Source organism: Rothia koreensis (assembly GCF_052232265.1).
Taxonomy (GTDB): domain Bacteria; phylum Actinomycetota; class Actinomycetes; order Actinomycetales; family Micrococcaceae; genus Rothia; species Rothia koreensis.
Map to the genome: position 1 here is coordinate 21,006 of NZ_CP197643.1, position 15,470 is coordinate 36,475.

The window sequence follows — 15,470 nt, forward strand, 5'->3', positions numbered from 1 at the left end:
CCCCGGTTTCACGACGCCGTCAGAAGCCCTCCCGTGGGGTCACAACGTCTTGACCAGAATCGATGCGATCACGATCGATCCGGCGCTGACGCTGGTGAATCCGCCGATCAGCATGGGCGGAAGGATCCTGTCCTGGACCGACTTTCGCATTTCGGGGTCGTCCGAGGATGTCCGGGCGACTTCGGTGGTGATCAGGTAGTCCCCGGGGAAGCCGAACATCGCGGTCAACGCCACCGGCATGCCGAGGCGCAGGTCCCGCCCCAGGAACTTCGTCGCGACCGCACCACCGATCAGGATCCCCACCATGCCGACACCCAGGATCAGCACAACCGCTCCCAGCGAGGTCACGATCTGCGAGAGGGACGCGCCCATGAGCGGCACCGCGACCACGACGATGATGGCCACCATGCCCAGAGAGAAGCCGCTGGCCTTCTCGAGAGACGCACGGGGAAGGACCCCGGTCCAGACACACGCGATGCCAAGGGCCAGACCCCAGATGCTGTAGGAGACCCCCGTCAGTCCTTGCAGATACATGGCCAGCCCTCCGCCCGCGACGACCATGAAGAGAAGAACCAGCTGGTTGTCTCGGATGGACGCCGGCAGTTTGACCAGGACTCTGCGATCCGCCTCCGCCTGTGCTTCGGGAGAAAGCTGAATCGCCCCGGTATCAGGGTCTCGTTCGACCCGGACCTCGCCGCTGTCGATCAGGCGGCGCGCGTGGCTCTTGAGGAAGAGAGCCGTCAGGGGCATCGCCGGGAGAGCTTGCAGCATCAGCACGAGCGTCGGGATGGTGGCCAAGGTCGTCAGACCCGCCGAAGTGAGGCCCTCGGTGGTCAGGAGGGTCGAGACGATCCCTCCGACCAACGGTCCCGTACCGGCCACAGCGGTCCCGTATCCGAAGACCAGCCCCACGACCAGCAGGATCAGGAGAGTCGCGCAGGCCATGCCGGCCACCGAGATGACGATGGGCCGCCACTGCTTCTTCAACGAAGCGATCGGCAGCAGCGTGCCCATGTGAACCATGATGGCCGGCTGCATGATGGTCGCCATGCCGACGAACATCGAGGCCTTGGCGATGGACGCCGGGAACACACCGGTCTGGGTCAGCGCCGCCATCGCGAGCATGGCCACCAGGAGCGACGGGATTCGTGCGCGCGTCAGGGACGAGACCAACTCGCCCAGTGCAATGCAGGCCAGGAGGACGACTGCCGCGTACATGGTGTCCATGGATTGTCCGTTCTGTTGCGAGCGATGGAAGGCCTCGGACGTCGAGCGACCCACAGTGAGTGTAATTTGTATCGCTTTCACAGGCGTAGCCCGACCCTAACACCCGATCTCGGCAACCAGAACCAGGAAACCCGAAGTAGAGGCTGGTCTACTCCGACTTCGGTGAACACGCCCGTAAACTGGATACCGCACGCCGCGAACCCCCGAGGAGATCGATGCCAAGTCGCACCAAGGACGCCCCGCCCCGGCTTGCGCGCGCCGATGATGCAGACCTCGCCCGAAAAGGGTTGTCGGCCGAGGACGTCCGGGAACGCACCCAGCGCGGCCTGACGAACGTCCAGCCGAACACGACTTCCCGCAGCGCGTGGGCCATCGTCCGGACCCACTTGTTCACGCTCTTCAACCTCGTCCTGGGCGCATGCGCCGTCGTCATCATCCTCCTCGGTCGCTGGCTCGACCTCCTCTTCTCCCTCGCGGCCCTCGCCAACATCATCATCGGGTTCGTCCAGGAATTCTCGGCCAAACGGCAGCTGGACAAAATTGCCCTGCTCCGCCGGGACCCGGCCCGGGTGCTTCGCGACGGGGCCGCATCATCCATCCCGCTCGAGGAGATCGTGCTCGACGACGTCCTTCTCCTCTCTCGCGGCGACCAGGTTCCGGCCGACGCCGAGGTCCTGGCCGCCGACGGGCTGGACCTCGACGAATCGCTGCTGACCGGTGAAAACGACCCCGTGGTCAAGAGACCCGGCGACAAGGTGTATTCCGCATCCTCCGTGGTCGGCGGCTCGGGCAGAGTCCGCGTGACGGCCGTCGGTGACAAGTCCCACGCATCCCGGTTGGCCAAGGAAGCCCGTCAGTTTGCCCCGATCAGTTCCGAACTGAGGGCCGCGACGGAACGGGTGGTCAAGTGGATCTCGATCGCGCTGGTTCCGATCATCCTGGTCGTGCTCAACGGCCAGATGCAGGCCGTCGGAGGATGGCATCGAGCGTTCTCGAGCGGGGACTGGAAGGACGCCCTCGTCGTCGCGGTCTCCTCGGTCGCGTCGATGGTCCCCCAGGGGCTGGCCCTCATGACGACGATTTCCTTCGCCGTGGCGGCCGTCAAACTCGCACGCGATGAGGTCCTCATCCAGGAGCAACCCGCGGTAGAGGTGCTCGCCAGGGTGGACACCGTGTGCTTCGACAAGACGGGCACCCTCACGGAAGGCGGGGTGACGTTCGCGCGAGCCCACGGGCTGGGGTCGCACGAGGGTCTCGACGACGACGCCCAGGAGGCCCTGGCCTGGTTCGGGCACGACGAGAACGCGAACCCAACCGCCGCTGCCCTGGCCCACGATTTCCGGAGGCGCCCCCAGGAGCAACCGAGCGGCGTGCTCGGATTCTCATCGGCCAACAGGTTCTCGGGCGTCGAATTCCCTGGCACCGGCGCCTGGGTCCTGGGGGCTCCCGAGGTGCTCCTCCAGGACCCCGACAATCTCGACCGGGCGAGCGCTCTGGCCTCCGAAGGGTTCCGAACCATGGTCCTCGCCAAGGCCGATGCCTTGGCCCGGGACGACGACGCCCGCCCCATCCAGAAGCTGCCCGACGCCTGGGCCCCGGTGGCACTCCTGACGTTCCGCGAGCACGTGCGCGGCGATGCCGAAGAAACCCTGCGCTACTTCACGGACCAGGGAATCGACCTCAAAGTCTTCTCCGGCGACAGCCCCGCAACGGTGGCCGCCGCTGCCCGCCTCGCCGGCATGGACGCCGAGAACGGTGCCGTGGATGCGTCCCGGCTGCCCGACGACGGCCCGGAACTCGTCGACGCGGCACTGACCCACAACGTTTTCGGCAGGGTCTCCCCGTACCAGAAGAAGAATATGGTCTCAGGGCTCCAGGAGCGCGGCCGGGTCGTCGCCATGACCGGTGACGGCATCAACGACGCCCTGGCTCTCAAGCACGCCGATCTCGGGATCGCCATGGGCAACGCGGCACCGGCGACGAAAGCCGTCTCCCGCCTGGTGCTCTTGGACGGGAAATTCTCGCGGCTGCCGTCGGTCCTCGCTGAGGGCCGGAAAATCATTGCGAACATCGAGCGGGTCACCAACCTGTTCCTGACGAAAACGAGCTTCGCCGTGATGATGGGCGTGGTCCTGGGGCTCCTCGCATGGACGTTCCCGTTCCTGCCGAGGCAGTATTCCACGGCCGACCTGCTGATCATCGGTGGCCCGTCCTTCGTCCTGACCATGCTCCCCAACAACCGCCGGTACGTCGGTGGGTTCCTGCGCAGGGCGTTGCACTTTGCGTTGCCGAGCGCCGTCGTCGTGACCCTGTGCATCGTCGCGGTGAATTTCTACGCCGAGCACCTGGATCCCAGCGGCCTCCAGGTGCAGCAGCAGATCCAGACGGCGAACTTCATCGTCCTGGTCCTGGTCGGCCTGTGGATCCTGTGCGTGGGATCCCGGCCGTTGAGCCTTGCGCGGGGCGGATTGCTCCTGGCGATGTATGCCGCCCTGATTCTCGTGCTGGTCATCCCGTGGTCCCTGATGTACCACGAGTTCCAGGTCCCGGAGGCGAACCTCCTCTGGGCTTCTTTGATCACCGCCGTGGCGGGCAGCGCGCTTATCGAGGGCAACTACTGGGTGCACCGGTCCTGGATGCGCAGACACCAGTCGGAGGCCTTCCGGGCGGGCGTCGCCTCCGGCGAGGTCTGACCCCCCCCGCCCGAGGTGGCAGTCTTGTGCACGATTCGGGCCCGAATCTGCACAAGATTGCCACTTCGCGGTTGTGGAGACACCGGGCAGCAGCGGCCCAGACACTGCAGGTCATGGCCGGTCCCGCAGACCATGACTGGTCCCGCAGGTCATGACCTGCCGACATTTCCCATGCAATACATCCTTGCGCAGGTTATGACCAGCCGGTAGTGTCTTTCTCGGCTCGGCGCACAACGTCGAGACCTCAGGGTTGTTACTGGAACAACAGGCAAGACCTGAGTCGCATCACCGGGCACCGTCCCGGTGTCTTCACCATGAGGACTGACCCGAACATTCACTGTTGGGACTGTGCCTCGTGACCCCGTCGTACGCGACGGCGCGGTCATGGTGGTGGCGTGCGGCTCGGGTCTTTTTTGTGTCTCAAGACGATCGGCAGCCCCTGTCGATCGATGCATCAAGGAGTCATCCGTGGACTACAAGAAGACGGCGAAATCCGTTCTGGACGGGCTGGGCGGCGCCGACAACGTCGACTATTTCACCCACTGCGCGACCCGCCTCAGGGTCACCATCGGCGACAGAACCAAGGTCGACAAGTCTCAGATCGAGAAGACCGACGGCGTCCTCTCGGTCATCGAGCAGGCAGGCCAGACCCAGGTCGTCATCGGAAACGAGGTCTCGGAGGTCTACACCGAGATGACCAGGCTTCCCGGCATGGACCGGGAGTCCGGCTCGTCGTCGAGCGGGTCGAAGAACACGGAGGGTTCGGGCGAGAAGAAGGCCGGAATCATCACCCGCATGTTCGATGTCCTTTCGGACTCGTTCCGCCCGGTCCTGTGGGCTCTCCTGGGCTCCTCGATGATCCTGACGCTGATCGTGCTGCTCCAGCAGCTGGGCGTGTTCGGCCACTACACCAATTTCGCGGGGCAGAACGTGACCGTGGACCTGGTCAATGGCCCCAAGGTGGGCGACGACGCCGCCAATGAGGCCCTCATGAACACGTGGCGTTCACAGTTCCCGTTCTGGTTCATCATCCTCGGCGCAGCGATGTCGGTCCTGAATTTCATGCCGGTCTTCATCGGGGCGACGGCCGCGAAGCGGCTGGGTGCCAACATGTGGGTCGGGGCCGCGATCCCGGCGGCCCTCATGACGGATGCGTTCCGCGGCCTGTCCACGATGGCGGGCGACGCCGGACATATCACGCTGTTCCACATCGGCGACTGGGGCGTTCCCCTCTACCTCTTCAATTACACGGGCCAGGTCTTCCCGCCCCTGTTCGCCGTCGCGGTCCTGGCGCCGCTGGAACGATTGCTGAAGAAAATCATTCCGAGCATGCTGCACATGGTCTTCGTTCCCATGATCTCGATCCTGATCATGGTTCCCCTCACCGCGCTGATCATCGGTCCGATCGGCGTCAATCTCGGGTTGGGCATTTCGAACGTGTTCCAGTGGCTCAATGACATCAATCCGGCGATCGTGGGGGTCGTCGTCGCCGGGTCGTACCTGTTCATGGTTCCGCTCGGTCTGCACTGGCCCCTCAACGCCGTGATGATTTCGAACCTCTCGACGCTCGGGTACGACTTCATCCAGTCCCCCATGGCCGCCTACAACTTCGCGGTGTTCGGGGTCGTCACGGGCGTGGCCATTCGTGCGGCACGCGACAAGGAACTTCGACAGGTCGCCACGGGCGCCGCGGTTTCGGGGCTCCTCGGCGGGATCTCGGAACCTTCGCTCTACGGCGTCGTGCTCCGGTACAAGCGCGTCTTTCCGCTGATCCTGGTGCCCGCGATGATCGCGGGCGGCCTGATCTCGTGGCTCGGCGTGCGCTCCTACGCCTTCGCTTTCACGTCCTTGCTCTCGATCCCGGCCATGCAGCCGATTCCGCTCTTCGCCATCGGCCTGGCCATCGCGTTCTTCGGCGGTCTGGGCGGCGTCCTGGTCTTCGGGTTCCGTTCCCGCGAGCAGCGGGAAGCCGACTTGGCCAAGCAGAGCGTCGCGACCGACGAAGTCCCCACCGGGGAGAGGGTCCGTGCGACCAAGGACAAACCGGAAGCCCCGAGGCCGACTCCGGCCGCCGTTTCTTCCGGCCCGGCCGCGGCAACGAAAGCGACCGGCGAGGGCGTCGCCACTGAACCCTGGGCGGAAGGCCGGGGATCGGAAGCGGCGGCCAGAGGGTCGGACTCGCCCCAGGACGACGACGCCGCGACCGTCGGTGCTCCGCTCGAGGGCGACGTCGTGGCCCTGTCGGAGGTGCCCGACCCGATCTTCGCGGGCGGGAAGCTGGGCCAGGGCGTGGCCATCACGCCGTCGGCACATACCGTGGTCGCACCCGAGGCCGGAACGATCATTGCGGCGCCCGCCTCGGGCCACGCTCTCGGTCTCCGGCTGGACTCGGGGGTCGATCTGTTGATCCACGTCGGCATCGACACCGTTGCACTGGACGGACGAGGGTTCACGCCGGAGGTTGCCAAGGGCGATCGTGTCGAAGCGGGCCAGAAGCTCCTGACCTTCGACCCGGACGTCATCACGGAGGCCGGGTGCCCGCTGATCACGCCGGTCGTGGTCACGAACACCCCCAAATTCGCCGACGTCGTCGGCCTGCCTGACGGCCGGGCGGGGCTGGGTACGCCGATCATCCGGGTCACCAGGTCCTGACCCCTACGACGGTGAGCCGCTGTGCAATTCGGAGGCGTTGACCCGATTCAGTGGCGCCTGCCTCTCCTATGTGGGGGTTGGACCCCCTCGAAAGAGGGGTAGATGCCACGCAATCGGGCAACGCCCTCCGCACGCGGACCCAGCGCGCCTTCGCCGCCCGCGAGGTGGCAACGCCGTGCGCCTCCGCCGCCGAGGTGGCAATTTTGGGACAAAATCGGGCGAAATCCGTCCCAAAATTGCCACCTCGCGGGCGGAGGCGCACGAAACTGCCACCTCGGCCGGCGGAGGCGCACCGCGTCGACCCGACGACGCGTTTCATGCCCTCAGGAGGCGGTCTCTTCGAGGAGTTGCCGCTGCTCGGGCGAGATGCGCACGATCCGGCTCGTGGGCTCGTTGAAGAATGCCAGCACGGTGGAGGCGTCCACGCACCGCACGCCGCTCTGGGGATCGTAGATGCGGTATTCGATGGTCAGGCTCGCGGCGGTGATCTTCTCGACCCAGACCTCGACCTTGGCGGGCTGCCGACTGTAGGACAGCGGGGCGCGGTACTTGATGTGATTCTCCGCGACCAGCGCTTGGGTGCCGCTGGGCAACTGGGTGAACAGCGGGATCGGGGCATCCGTGAGCTCGGCGCCGGGTGCCGCGGGAGGGGGACCGAACGCGGCCACGCGGGCTTCCTCCATGATCCGGGCCATCTCGACGTTGTTGATGTGACGATAGGCGTCCATGTCGCCCCAGCGAAGAGGCACTTCCACAGTCAGAATTCGCGAACTCATATCACTAGCCTATCGATATCCCGGGCGACGACGCCGCGCCCCGTTCGGGGCTCCGGGCGGCGTCGTCTCCCCTCCGGGCACCCCGCCCGCGCGAGAGCCCTGGCCGGTACCGCTAGACGCTCGTCGCGACCTCGGCTTCGTCGAATGCGTCCATGTCACTGCCGACGAACCGGCGGACGAACAAGTAATAGACGGCCGTCAGGAACGCGTAGAAGCACAAGGCCACGAAGCCCGGGAGCCTCATGTCCGGACTCGAGAGCACGGCAACAAAGATCGCGACCAGCCCGAGGATTCCGAGTACCGCCGTCGGCGTCCCGCCCAGCAGCCGGAACTCGGAGGAGGCACCGTTCTTCCGTCGGTAGCTGATGTAGGAGCCGAGAATCAGCATCCACACCACCAGGATGAACGTGGTGATCACGGACATCATGATCAGGAAGACGTTCTCGGTGACGAGGGCCAGCACGATCACCACCAGGATCCCGACGCAGGACATCGCGAGCGACCGTGCCGGGCTGCCGAGCTTCGTCGTCCGCTGGAGAGCACGGGGTGCCATGCCCTGGTAGGACAGCGAATGGATCAGCCGCGTCCCGGCGTAGACATTGGCGTTGGCCGCCGACAGCGCGGCGATGAGAACGATGAAATTGATGACGGCGGCGGCCGCCGGGATCCCGACCTCCGAGAACACCATGACGAATGGGCTCGAGGACAAGTCCCCGGTGCCGGCGGCCGCGGACCAGGGCATGAGCGCCATGACCACGAAGAGCGCCAGCACGTAGAACGTCGCGAGTCTCCAGATCGTTGCCTTCCCCGCGCTGCGGACCGACCGTACGGGGTCTTTCGCCTCCGCGGCCGAGATGGAGATCAATTCGATGCCGCCGAACGAGAACATGACCACGGCCATTCCGAGCCAGATCGAGCTCGGTCCGTTGGGGATGAAACCGTTCTCGGTCAGGTGACGCGTCCCCTCGGCAGGGTGACTCGGCAACCCGAAGAAGACAATGATCAAACCGATGACGATGAAGGCGATGACCGCAATGACCTTGATGCCGGAAAGGAAGAATTCGACCAATCCGAAGGACGTCACGCTGTACGCATTCAGGAAGACGATGACGAGCGCGAACACCAGGATCCCGACCCAGAGCGGCAGTTCGGGCCACCAGAATTTGAGGTACGTCGCCACGGCCACGAGTTCGGCGCCGGCCACGCACACCGTGGTCGCCCAATAGGCCCACCGGGTGATGAAGCCCGCGAAGGGCCCGAGAAAACGACCGGCCATCGTGCCGAAGCCACCCCGGACCGGATATTTGACCGCCATCTCCCCTGCGGCACAAGCGATGATGGCCGCGATCAACGAACCGATCGCGTAGCAAATGATCACCGCGGGGCCGGCGACGCCGATGGCCGCACCCGACCCCAGGAAGAGGCCCGTGCCCAACGCCGAGCCGAGGGCGATCATCGTCATTTGTTCGTGGGACAACGAGCGCGCGAGAGCTCCGTCCTTCGTAGTCTTGTCCATAGAGCGGCCGAGGCCCTTCCTCCGTGATGCGAGCAACTGTTCAGCCATTATCTCGCGAATTCACGCGGTCACGCCACACGAACGGTTCAGCGCCGCGCCCACGCGTGCAACACGGCCCTGCCGACCGGCCCAGGTGGTTGTGCCGACGAGGCGGCTCACCGGCCCGCTGCCCCTCGCCCCCGTGAGCGTCTCTGTCTAGAGGTCCTCCAACACCCTGTCCGCGAGCGCGCGAGCGGATTGCGGGTTCTGCCCGGTGTACAGATTCCCATCAGTGACCACGAAGGGTCGAAGAGGCAGCTTGCCTTTCTCGTAGAGAATGCCGGACTCTTCGAGCGCGTCCTGCAAGTACCAGGCAGCCTTCCACCCGAAGGTATTCAGACGCTCCTCGACGTTGGAGAGGCCCGTCATGCGTCGACCCGCGAATGCATTGGTCCCGTCGGCCCTCCGCGCGGCAAGCACGGCAGCGGGGGCGTGGCAGAGGAGAGCCAACGGGCGTCCCGCCCCGAGCCGTCGCTCGAGCAGCGCTCCGGAATCGGCGTCGAAGGCCAGATCCTCCATCGGGCCGTGACCGCCCGGGTAAAAGACCAGGTCGAAGTCGGCCTCGTTCACATCGACCAGAGCCAGGGGGTGGTCCAGGCTCCCCTGGATTCCCTCGAGATACGAACGCATGTCACGGCGGCGTCGAGGCAGTCCACCGGCCACGCCGAGGCTCAACTCGTCCAGGGTCGGGGCGACGCCGCCCGGTGTCGCGATCACGGTCTCCCACCCGGCTTCGGAGAAGATCCTATGCGGTTCGGCCAGCTCTTCGGCCCAGTATCCCGTGGGATGCTCCGTTCCGTCCTTGAGCGTCCATGTCGACGCGGCGGTCACGACGAACAGTATTCGCTTCATGAATGGCCCCTTTCTCGAGACGACCCGATGGGGCCAGGTGTCTCGTCCCATCCTTGGCCGACGTAAGTTTACGTTGTAAACTTTAGGCCGAGGTGACCCGATGTCAACAGCCGAAACCACGAAAAAACATCACCACGGCGATCTGCGCCGCACCCTGATCGATTCCGGTATCGAGATCCTGGAAGAAGGCACCCCCTTCTCTCTCCGTGCCGTCGCGCGCCGTGTCGGCGTGTCCCAGACGGCCCCGTACCGACATTTCAGGGACAAGATGCACCTCGAAGCGGCCATGGCCGCCGAGGGGTTCCGCGATCTCCGGGAGCGACTCGAAAGCGTCGTCGCCGAATCCGGCGAGTCCGCAACGCCGCTGGAGGAGTTGGCGGTCGTCTACGTCAGGCGCGCCGTCGACTGCCCGGCCCTCTACGGCCTGATGTTCGCCCAACCCTGCGGTGAGGACGACGAACGCCTCCACGCCTCCGCATCGGTCTTCGATGTGCTCGAGCGGGTCGCGCACGCCGGATATCCCGACCGAGACTCCCACGCTCTGGCGAACGCGGGTTGGGCACTCGCGCATGGCTTGGTCTCACTGCACCTCGCGGGCAAGTACGGCGAAGTTTCCCAGCGCGGGCTCGAGTCCCGCGTTCGAGAAAGCTTTGCCGCGGTCCTTGGGGCAGAAGCGTCCCCCGACACGCCAGTGACCCCCTGAGCCCCACTTCACCTCATTCCACCTGAAACGACCACAACCACAGGAGAGAACACCATGCAGACCATTCTCGGGGCAGGCGGCCCCATCGCAGAAGAACTCGCCAGGCAGCTTCATCAACACTTCACCCAGGACATCCGGCTGGTGAGCCGGCATCCTGACAAGGTCAACCCGACCGATGAGCTGTTCCGGGCCGATCTGACCGACCCAGAGGCGACCGACCGCGCGGTCGAAGGCAGCGACGTCGTGTACCTGACGGTCGGGTTGCCCATGGACTCCGCGCTGTGGGAGCAAAAATTTCCGACGATGATGCGGAACACGATCGAGGCCGTGAAGCGTCACGGCGCGCGTTTGGTCTTCTTCGACAACACGTACATGTACCCCGGGACCCCGACGCCCCAGACGGAGTCCATCCCCTTTCGCCCGAACGGACGGAAAGGTCGCGTGCGAGCCGAGCTGGCAACCATGCTTCTTCGCGAAATGGATGCCGGAACCGTGACCGCCCTCATCGGGCGAGCTCCGGAATTCTACGGCCCGGGAAAGACCAAGAGCCTGACGAATTCCCTGGTCTTCGACCGTATTCGAACGGGGAAACTCCCCTTGGTGCCGGTCAGCTCCTCGACCCACCGTTCCCTGATCTGGACACCGGATGCGAGCCGTGCGCTGGCCCTGCTCGGGAATACCCCGGATGCCTACGGGCAGACCTGGCACCTCCCGATCGACCAGAACCGCCTCACCTATCGTGAGCTCATTCGGATCGCCGCGGAATCGACCGGGCGGCGCGCCGCATTCGCGGTCCTGCCCCGCTGGGCCTTCGCGGTGGGTCGTCGCTTCTCCGCGGCGATGGCCGAGACCCAGGAGCTCCTTCCCAGGTACCGCGACGACAACCTCTTCGTGACCTCGAAATTCGCCGAACGATTCCCCGACTTCGAGGTGACCTCTTACCGGAAAGGGGTCCGCCACCTGGTGCAGGAGGAAGTTCAGGACAGGGGTTGACGGTGACAACATCCCGTTGCCATATTGAAAATTCGGGCTCTCACACCACCTCGCGGAGAGCCAGGAAAGGAGAGTCATGAGCACCATCCCGGATCCCATCGACCCAGTTCTCGAACCTGAGGCCGTGGAGCTGTGCGAAGCGACCGATCCCCATCCCAGAATCTACGAAGTCCCGCCGGAACAGGGCCGCGAGATCCTTCGCGACCTCCAGAGCGGAGAAGGAGTTGAACGCCCCGACGTCGACGAGGAATGGGTCGAGGTCGACGCCGGCCAGTGGGGCACCGTGCCGACCCGCATCATCAGACCCAAGGACACGCGGGGCGAGCTTCCCGTGGTCTTCTACATTCACGGCGCCGGTTGGGTCTTCGGGGATGAGAAGACTCACGACCGCCTGTTCCGGGAATTGGTGGTGGGGGCCAACGCCGCCGGAGTGTTCCCCGTCTACGACCGCGCTCCCGAGAAGGGATACCCCACGCAGGTCGAACAGAACTACGCGGTGGGCCAGTGGGTGGCCGAGCACGGGCACGAATACGGCCTCGACACCAGCCGCATCGCGGTGACCGGCGAGTCCGTGGGCGGTTGCATGGGCGCCGTCTTCACCCAAATGAACAAGGACCGCGGCGGGCTGGACATCGCGGGCCAGGTTCTCCTGTATCCGGTGGCCGACGCCGACTTCACCACGCCCTCCTACGAACAGTTCGCGGACGGCTACTACCTGACCCGGGACGGCATGAAGTGGTTCTGGGACCAGTACACCACCGACCCGGAACAGCGGCGCGAGAAGTATGCTTCCCCGCTCCGGACGCCCGACGACGACCTCAAGGGCCTTCCGCCGACGCTCGTCATCACGGACGAGGCCGACGTCCTGCGCGACGAAGGCGAAAAATACGCCAACAAGCTGCGCGACAACGGCGTGGAGGTGACCAGTGTCCGCATCGCGGCCATGGTCCATGACTTCCTGCTGCTGGACAGTCTCCGGAACACGAAGGGAGCGAACGTCGCCCGCCACCTCGCCGTCGATGCGCTGCGCAAGGCGCTGGGCACGGCATGATCCCGGCCGGAGACCTTTGACCGGCCGGGTTCCCGGCCGGGATCCCGGCAGGGTCGCATCCGCACGAAGAGCGACCCTGGCGGTGTTTGCGGCCAACGGATTCGCTTTCGCCACGTGGATGTCACGCATCCCGGACATCCGGGACCACCTGGGACTGTCTCCTGGGCAGCTGAGTGTCCTTCTGCTGGCCATTTCGATCGGGTCCCTGGTCGGCCTTCCCCTGGCCGGTCGGTTGCTCGAACGGTGGGGACCCCTCCTCGGCACGCGACTGGCCATCCTGGCGGCCGCCGTCGGCCTGGTCGGGGCCTCCGCGATGGTCGAGGTTGCGCCGTCATTCGTGTGGATCGCACCCTTCCTCGCCGTCTTCGGTTTGGGAAACGGCGTGTGGGACGTGTCCCAGAATCTCGAGGGGGCGACGGTCGAGCAGCGCATGGGGCGCGCCATCATGCCCTGGTTCCATGCGGCCTTCAGCGGTGGGACGGTCCTCGGCTCCCTCACGGGCGCCGGAGCGATCGTCATCGGTGTCCCGGTGCAGCTGCACATTCCCGTGGTCGTTCTGATCGCCGGCGGAACGGCGTGGTTGGCCAGTTCCGGGTTCTTGCCCTCCCCCTCCGAGCCCCGCACCGGCCAGATGCCTCCGACGAGCTCCGTGGCACGGACATCCGCGTGGCTCGAGCCGCGGACCTGGCTCGTCGGCGTCATGGTGATGGCCGCGTCCTTCACGGAGGGCACGGCCAACGACTGGATGGCCGTCGCCTTCGTAAGCGGCCACCACGTCCCCTCGAGCATGGGCGTGCTCGGGGTCAGCATTTTTCTGACCGCGATGACTCTGACACGAGTCCTCGGTACCAAGGCCCTGGACCGGTACGGGCGAGTCGTCCTGCTCAGCGGGTTGTTCGCGACGGCGACCATCGGTTGCCTCATGGTCGTCTTCGGCAACCTGGTGGTCGCATACGCCGGCGCTGCCGTGTGGGGCATCGGCGCAAGTTTGGGCTTCCCCGTCGGGATGTCCGCCGCCTCGGACGAGCCGATGCGCGCCGCCGCACGCTTGTCGGTCGTCTCGACCCTGGGTTACACCGCTTTCCTCGGCGGACCTCCGCTCCTGGGTTTCCTGGGCGACCACGTCGGGCCGCTGAACGCTCTGCTCGCCGTCGGCGTGGCGGCCCTTCTGGCCATCGCCGTCGTCCCCGCCGCCCGACCGCGACGAGAAGACCCCCGATGAAGCCGCAAGATATCGCCAGGTTTCCGGCCCGGAGACAGGCATGCCGCGGCGAGGTGTGATGAACTGGTGCCATGAGTGCTTCTTCGAGCTGCATGTCCTCGTCACCCGTGCCGGAATCGCACGCGTGGGTTCGAACGAGCGCCCACACGGCATTCCTGACCGTCGACAACCCCAGCGCCATGACCCTGGAAGGGACCAATACTTACGTCATCGGCGACCTGGGCGAGTCCTTCCCACCCGAACCAGGGGCACCCAAGCCGCGTGCCGTCGTCGTCGATCCGGGGCCCGCCGACCAGGGCCATGCCGAAGCGATTGCGGCGGCGGTCGACGTCGCTCTCATCGTCGTGACGCACTGGCACCAGGACCACGTCGGAAACGTTCCTGCGCTCCACGACCTGACCGGGGCCCCCGTCCGCGCCTGGGACCGGGAACTGTGCATCGGGGCCGGTCGACTCCAGGACGAGGAAGTTCTCAAAGACGTTTCCGTGGAAATCAGCGTCTGGCACGCGCCCGGGCACACCGCGGATTCGATCTGCCTGAGCATTTTCGACGACGGCATGATCCTCACCGGCGACACCATCCTCGGCCGCGGGACCACCATGCTCGGTTACCCGGACGGCGACCTGGAGGACTACCTGGACACGCTGCGCGTGTTCAAGGACGAACCCGGTTTCACGGTCCTCCCCGCCCACGGTCCCCACGGCGAATTCCTCGAGGAAGCCTGCGAGCGCCTCCTGGACCACAGGCTCAACCGCATCCATGATCTCCGCAGGCGCCTCAAGGCGTCCGACGACGACCTGGGCCCCTCGGCCTCGAGCCTGGCGGAGGACATCTACGCCGACGTCCCGGAAGAGGCGCGCGGCCCCGCGGTCAAGACGCTCAAGGCGCAGCTCGCCTATCTCATGGACATCGGCGAGATCGCCGGATTCACCGACTGACGGCGCCGGGGTACGTGGGTTCGTGCCTCTTGAACCACCCGATGGTCGGGTACGTGATCGGCAGCAGGACGACCTCGATCAGGCACTTGTAGAAGTAGCCGACCACCACATAGTTGGCGAAGTCGCCGAACTGCTGGATGCCGAGGATCGGCGCCGCGATCGTGCAGAAGATCAGGGTGTCGGCGAACTCGCCCACGAGGGTCGAACCGATGAGCCTGACCCACATGAACCGCTCGCGGGTCCATTTCTTGATGAGGGCCATGATCCATGCGTTGAGGAGCTGGCCGACGAGGAATCCGAGCAACGATCCGCCGATGATCCTGGGGACCGGGCCGAGAACCGTTTCGAAGGCCGTCTGGTTCTCGTAGAAGTCCGCCGAGGGCAGCATGATCGTGATCCAGAAGCTCAGGCAAGCGAAGGCCCCGGCGCAGAAACTGGAGATGATGGCTCGGCGTGCGGCTTTGAACCCGTAGACCTCGGTCACAACGTCGCCCAGAACGTACGCGAGCGGAAAGAGGAAGAATCCTCCGTCGGTCAGAATCGGTCCGAAGGCGACGCCTTTGGTGGCACCGATGTTCGAGAGGATCAGGAGCACACAATAGAGCGCCAGGAGCAGGTCGAAGTATGTTTTCGGACGCCTCGCGTACGTCGGCCCGTTCGGCACACCGGGTGTCAGGTCATGGCCGGGGGCGCCCGGAGTTCCGGACCCTGTGGGGGTGGAGTGCATTGTGGTCACCAATCTGTATTGACGCGGCTTCGCCTCAACGAGGGAACCCGTGGTTCGACTGTTCCGATGCGGCGCTGAGCG

12 protein-coding genes are annotated in these 15,470 nt (G+C 65.5%); 7 read left to right on the top strand and 5 right to left on the bottom strand.

What is annotated here, in order from left to right:
• Nucleotides 1-39: 39 nt before the first annotated feature.
• Nucleotides 40-1,227, bottom strand: a complete 1,188-nt coding sequence (locus ACTSLZ_RS00090; protein ID WP_443095294.1) for a hypothetical protein — start codon at nucleotides 1,225-1,227, stop codon at nucleotides 40-42.
• Nucleotides 1,228-1,442: 215 nt separating this feature from the next.
• Between ACTSLZ_RS00090 and ACTSLZ_RS00095 the strand changes: the two genes are divergently transcribed.
• Together ACTSLZ_RS00095 and ACTSLZ_RS00100 are read left to right on the top strand one after the other, a co-directional pair.
• Entirely contained in the window at nucleotides 1,443-3,920 is a 2,478-nt protein-coding gene (locus ACTSLZ_RS00095) for an HAD-IC family P-type ATPase (RefSeq protein ID WP_443095295.1), read from the top strand.
• Nucleotides 3,921-4,388: 468 nt separating this feature from the next.
• Complete coding sequence (locus tag ACTSLZ_RS00100; protein ID WP_443095296.1) at nucleotides 4,389-6,572, top strand: glucose PTS transporter subunit IIA; 2,184 nt, start codon at nucleotides 4,389-4,391, stop codon at nucleotides 6,570-6,572.
• Nucleotides 6,573-6,895: 323 nt separating this feature from the next.
• Here the strand turns inward: ACTSLZ_RS00100 and ACTSLZ_RS00105 are convergent, their stop codons facing one another.
• From ACTSLZ_RS00105 to ACTSLZ_RS00115, 3 genes are all read right to left on the bottom strand, one after another.
• Nucleotides 6,896-7,348 (bottom strand): acyl-CoA thioesterase, encoded by a 453-nt coding sequence (locus tag ACTSLZ_RS00105; protein WP_129316211.1) that lies wholly within the window; start codon nucleotides 7,346-7,348, stop codon nucleotides 6,896-6,898.
• 112 nt (nucleotides 7,349-7,460) lie between these two features.
• A complete protein-coding gene (locus ACTSLZ_RS00110; RefSeq protein ID WP_443095297.1) occupies nucleotides 7,461-8,864 on the bottom strand; it encodes an amino acid permease in 1,404 nt (467 codons plus the stop codon).
• A gap of 195 nt (nucleotides 8,865-9,059) precedes the next feature.
• Entirely contained in the window at nucleotides 9,060-9,755 is a 696-nt protein-coding gene (locus ACTSLZ_RS00115; RefSeq protein WP_443095298.1) for a type 1 glutamine amidotransferase domain-containing protein, read from the bottom strand.
• 100 nt (nucleotides 9,756-9,855) lie between these two features.
• Between ACTSLZ_RS00115 and ACTSLZ_RS00120 the strand changes: the two genes are divergently transcribed.
• From ACTSLZ_RS00120 to ACTSLZ_RS00140, 5 genes are all read left to right on the top strand, one after another.
• Complete coding sequence (locus tag ACTSLZ_RS00120; RefSeq protein WP_443095299.1) at nucleotides 9,856-10,458, top strand: TetR/AcrR family transcriptional regulator; 603 nt, start codon at nucleotides 9,856-9,858, stop codon at nucleotides 10,456-10,458.
• 54 nt (nucleotides 10,459-10,512) lie between these two features.
• Nucleotides 10,513-11,451 (top strand): NAD-dependent epimerase/dehydratase family protein, encoded by a 939-nt coding sequence (locus ACTSLZ_RS00125; RefSeq protein ID WP_443095300.1) that lies wholly within the window; start codon nucleotides 10,513-10,515, stop codon nucleotides 11,449-11,451.
• 76 nt (nucleotides 11,452-11,527) lie between these two features.
• On the top strand, nucleotides 11,528-12,502 hold the full coding sequence (locus ACTSLZ_RS00130) for an alpha/beta hydrolase (RefSeq protein ID WP_443095301.1): 975 nt from the start codon (nucleotides 11,528-11,530) through the stop codon (nucleotides 12,500-12,502).
• Between the two features lie 82 nt (nucleotides 12,503-12,584).
• Nucleotides 12,585-13,724, top strand: a complete 1,140-nt coding sequence (locus ACTSLZ_RS00135) for an MFS transporter (protein ID WP_443095302.1) — start codon at nucleotides 12,585-12,587, stop codon at nucleotides 13,722-13,724.
• A gap of 71 nt (nucleotides 13,725-13,795) precedes the next feature.
• On the top strand, nucleotides 13,796-14,662 hold the full coding sequence (locus ACTSLZ_RS00140) for an MBL fold metallo-hydrolase (protein WP_443095303.1): 867 nt from the start codon (nucleotides 13,796-13,798) through the stop codon (nucleotides 14,660-14,662).
• Here the strand turns inward: ACTSLZ_RS00140 and ACTSLZ_RS00145 are convergent.
• Nucleotides 14,652-15,389 carry a queuosine precursor transporter gene (locus tag ACTSLZ_RS00145; RefSeq protein WP_443095304.1) on the bottom strand — a complete coding sequence of 246 codons (738 nt, stop codon included), beginning with the start codon at nucleotides 15,387-15,389 and terminating at the stop codon, nucleotides 14,652-14,654. The genes ACTSLZ_RS00140 and ACTSLZ_RS00145 overlap by 11 nt on opposite strands.
• Nucleotides 15,390-15,470 lie beyond the last annotated feature (81 nt).

Excerpts from the sequence above, each read along its gene's own strand:
- ACTSLZ_RS00090 (WP_443095294.1), bottom strand. The coding sequence starts at position 1,227 with ATGGACACCATGTACGCGGCAGTCGTCCTCCTGGCCTGCATTGCACTG.
- ACTSLZ_RS00095 (WP_443095295.1), top strand. The coding sequence starts at position 1,443 with ATGCCAAGTCGCACCAAGGACGCCCCGCCCCGGCTTGCGCGCGCCGAT.
- ACTSLZ_RS00105 (WP_129316211.1), bottom strand. The coding sequence starts at position 7,348 with ATGAGTTCGCGAATTCTGACTGTGGAAGTGCCTCTTCGCTGGGGCGAC.
- ACTSLZ_RS00110 (WP_443095297.1), bottom strand. The coding sequence starts at position 8,864 with ATGGACAAGACTACGAAGGACGGAGCTCTCGCGCGCTCGTTGTCCCAC.
- ACTSLZ_RS00115 (WP_443095298.1), bottom strand. The coding sequence starts at position 9,755 with ATGAAGCGAATACTGTTCGTCGTGACCGCCGCGTCGACATGGACGCTC.
- ACTSLZ_RS00120 (WP_443095299.1), top strand. The coding sequence starts at position 9,856 with ATGTCAACAGCCGAAACCACGAAAAAACATCACCACGGCGATCTGCGC.
- ACTSLZ_RS00125 (WP_443095300.1), top strand. The coding sequence starts at position 10,513 with ATGCAGACCATTCTCGGGGCAGGCGGCCCCATCGCAGAAGAACTCGCC.
- ACTSLZ_RS00130 (WP_443095301.1), top strand. The coding sequence starts at position 11,528 with ATGAGCACCATCCCGGATCCCATCGACCCAGTTCTCGAACCTGAGGCC.
- ACTSLZ_RS00140 (WP_443095303.1), top strand. The coding sequence starts at position 13,796 with ATGAGTGCTTCTTCGAGCTGCATGTCCTCGTCACCCGTGCCGGAATCG.
- ACTSLZ_RS00145 (WP_443095304.1), bottom strand. The coding sequence starts at position 15,389 with ATGCACTCCACCCCCACAGGGTCCGGAACTCCGGGCGCCCCCGGCCAT.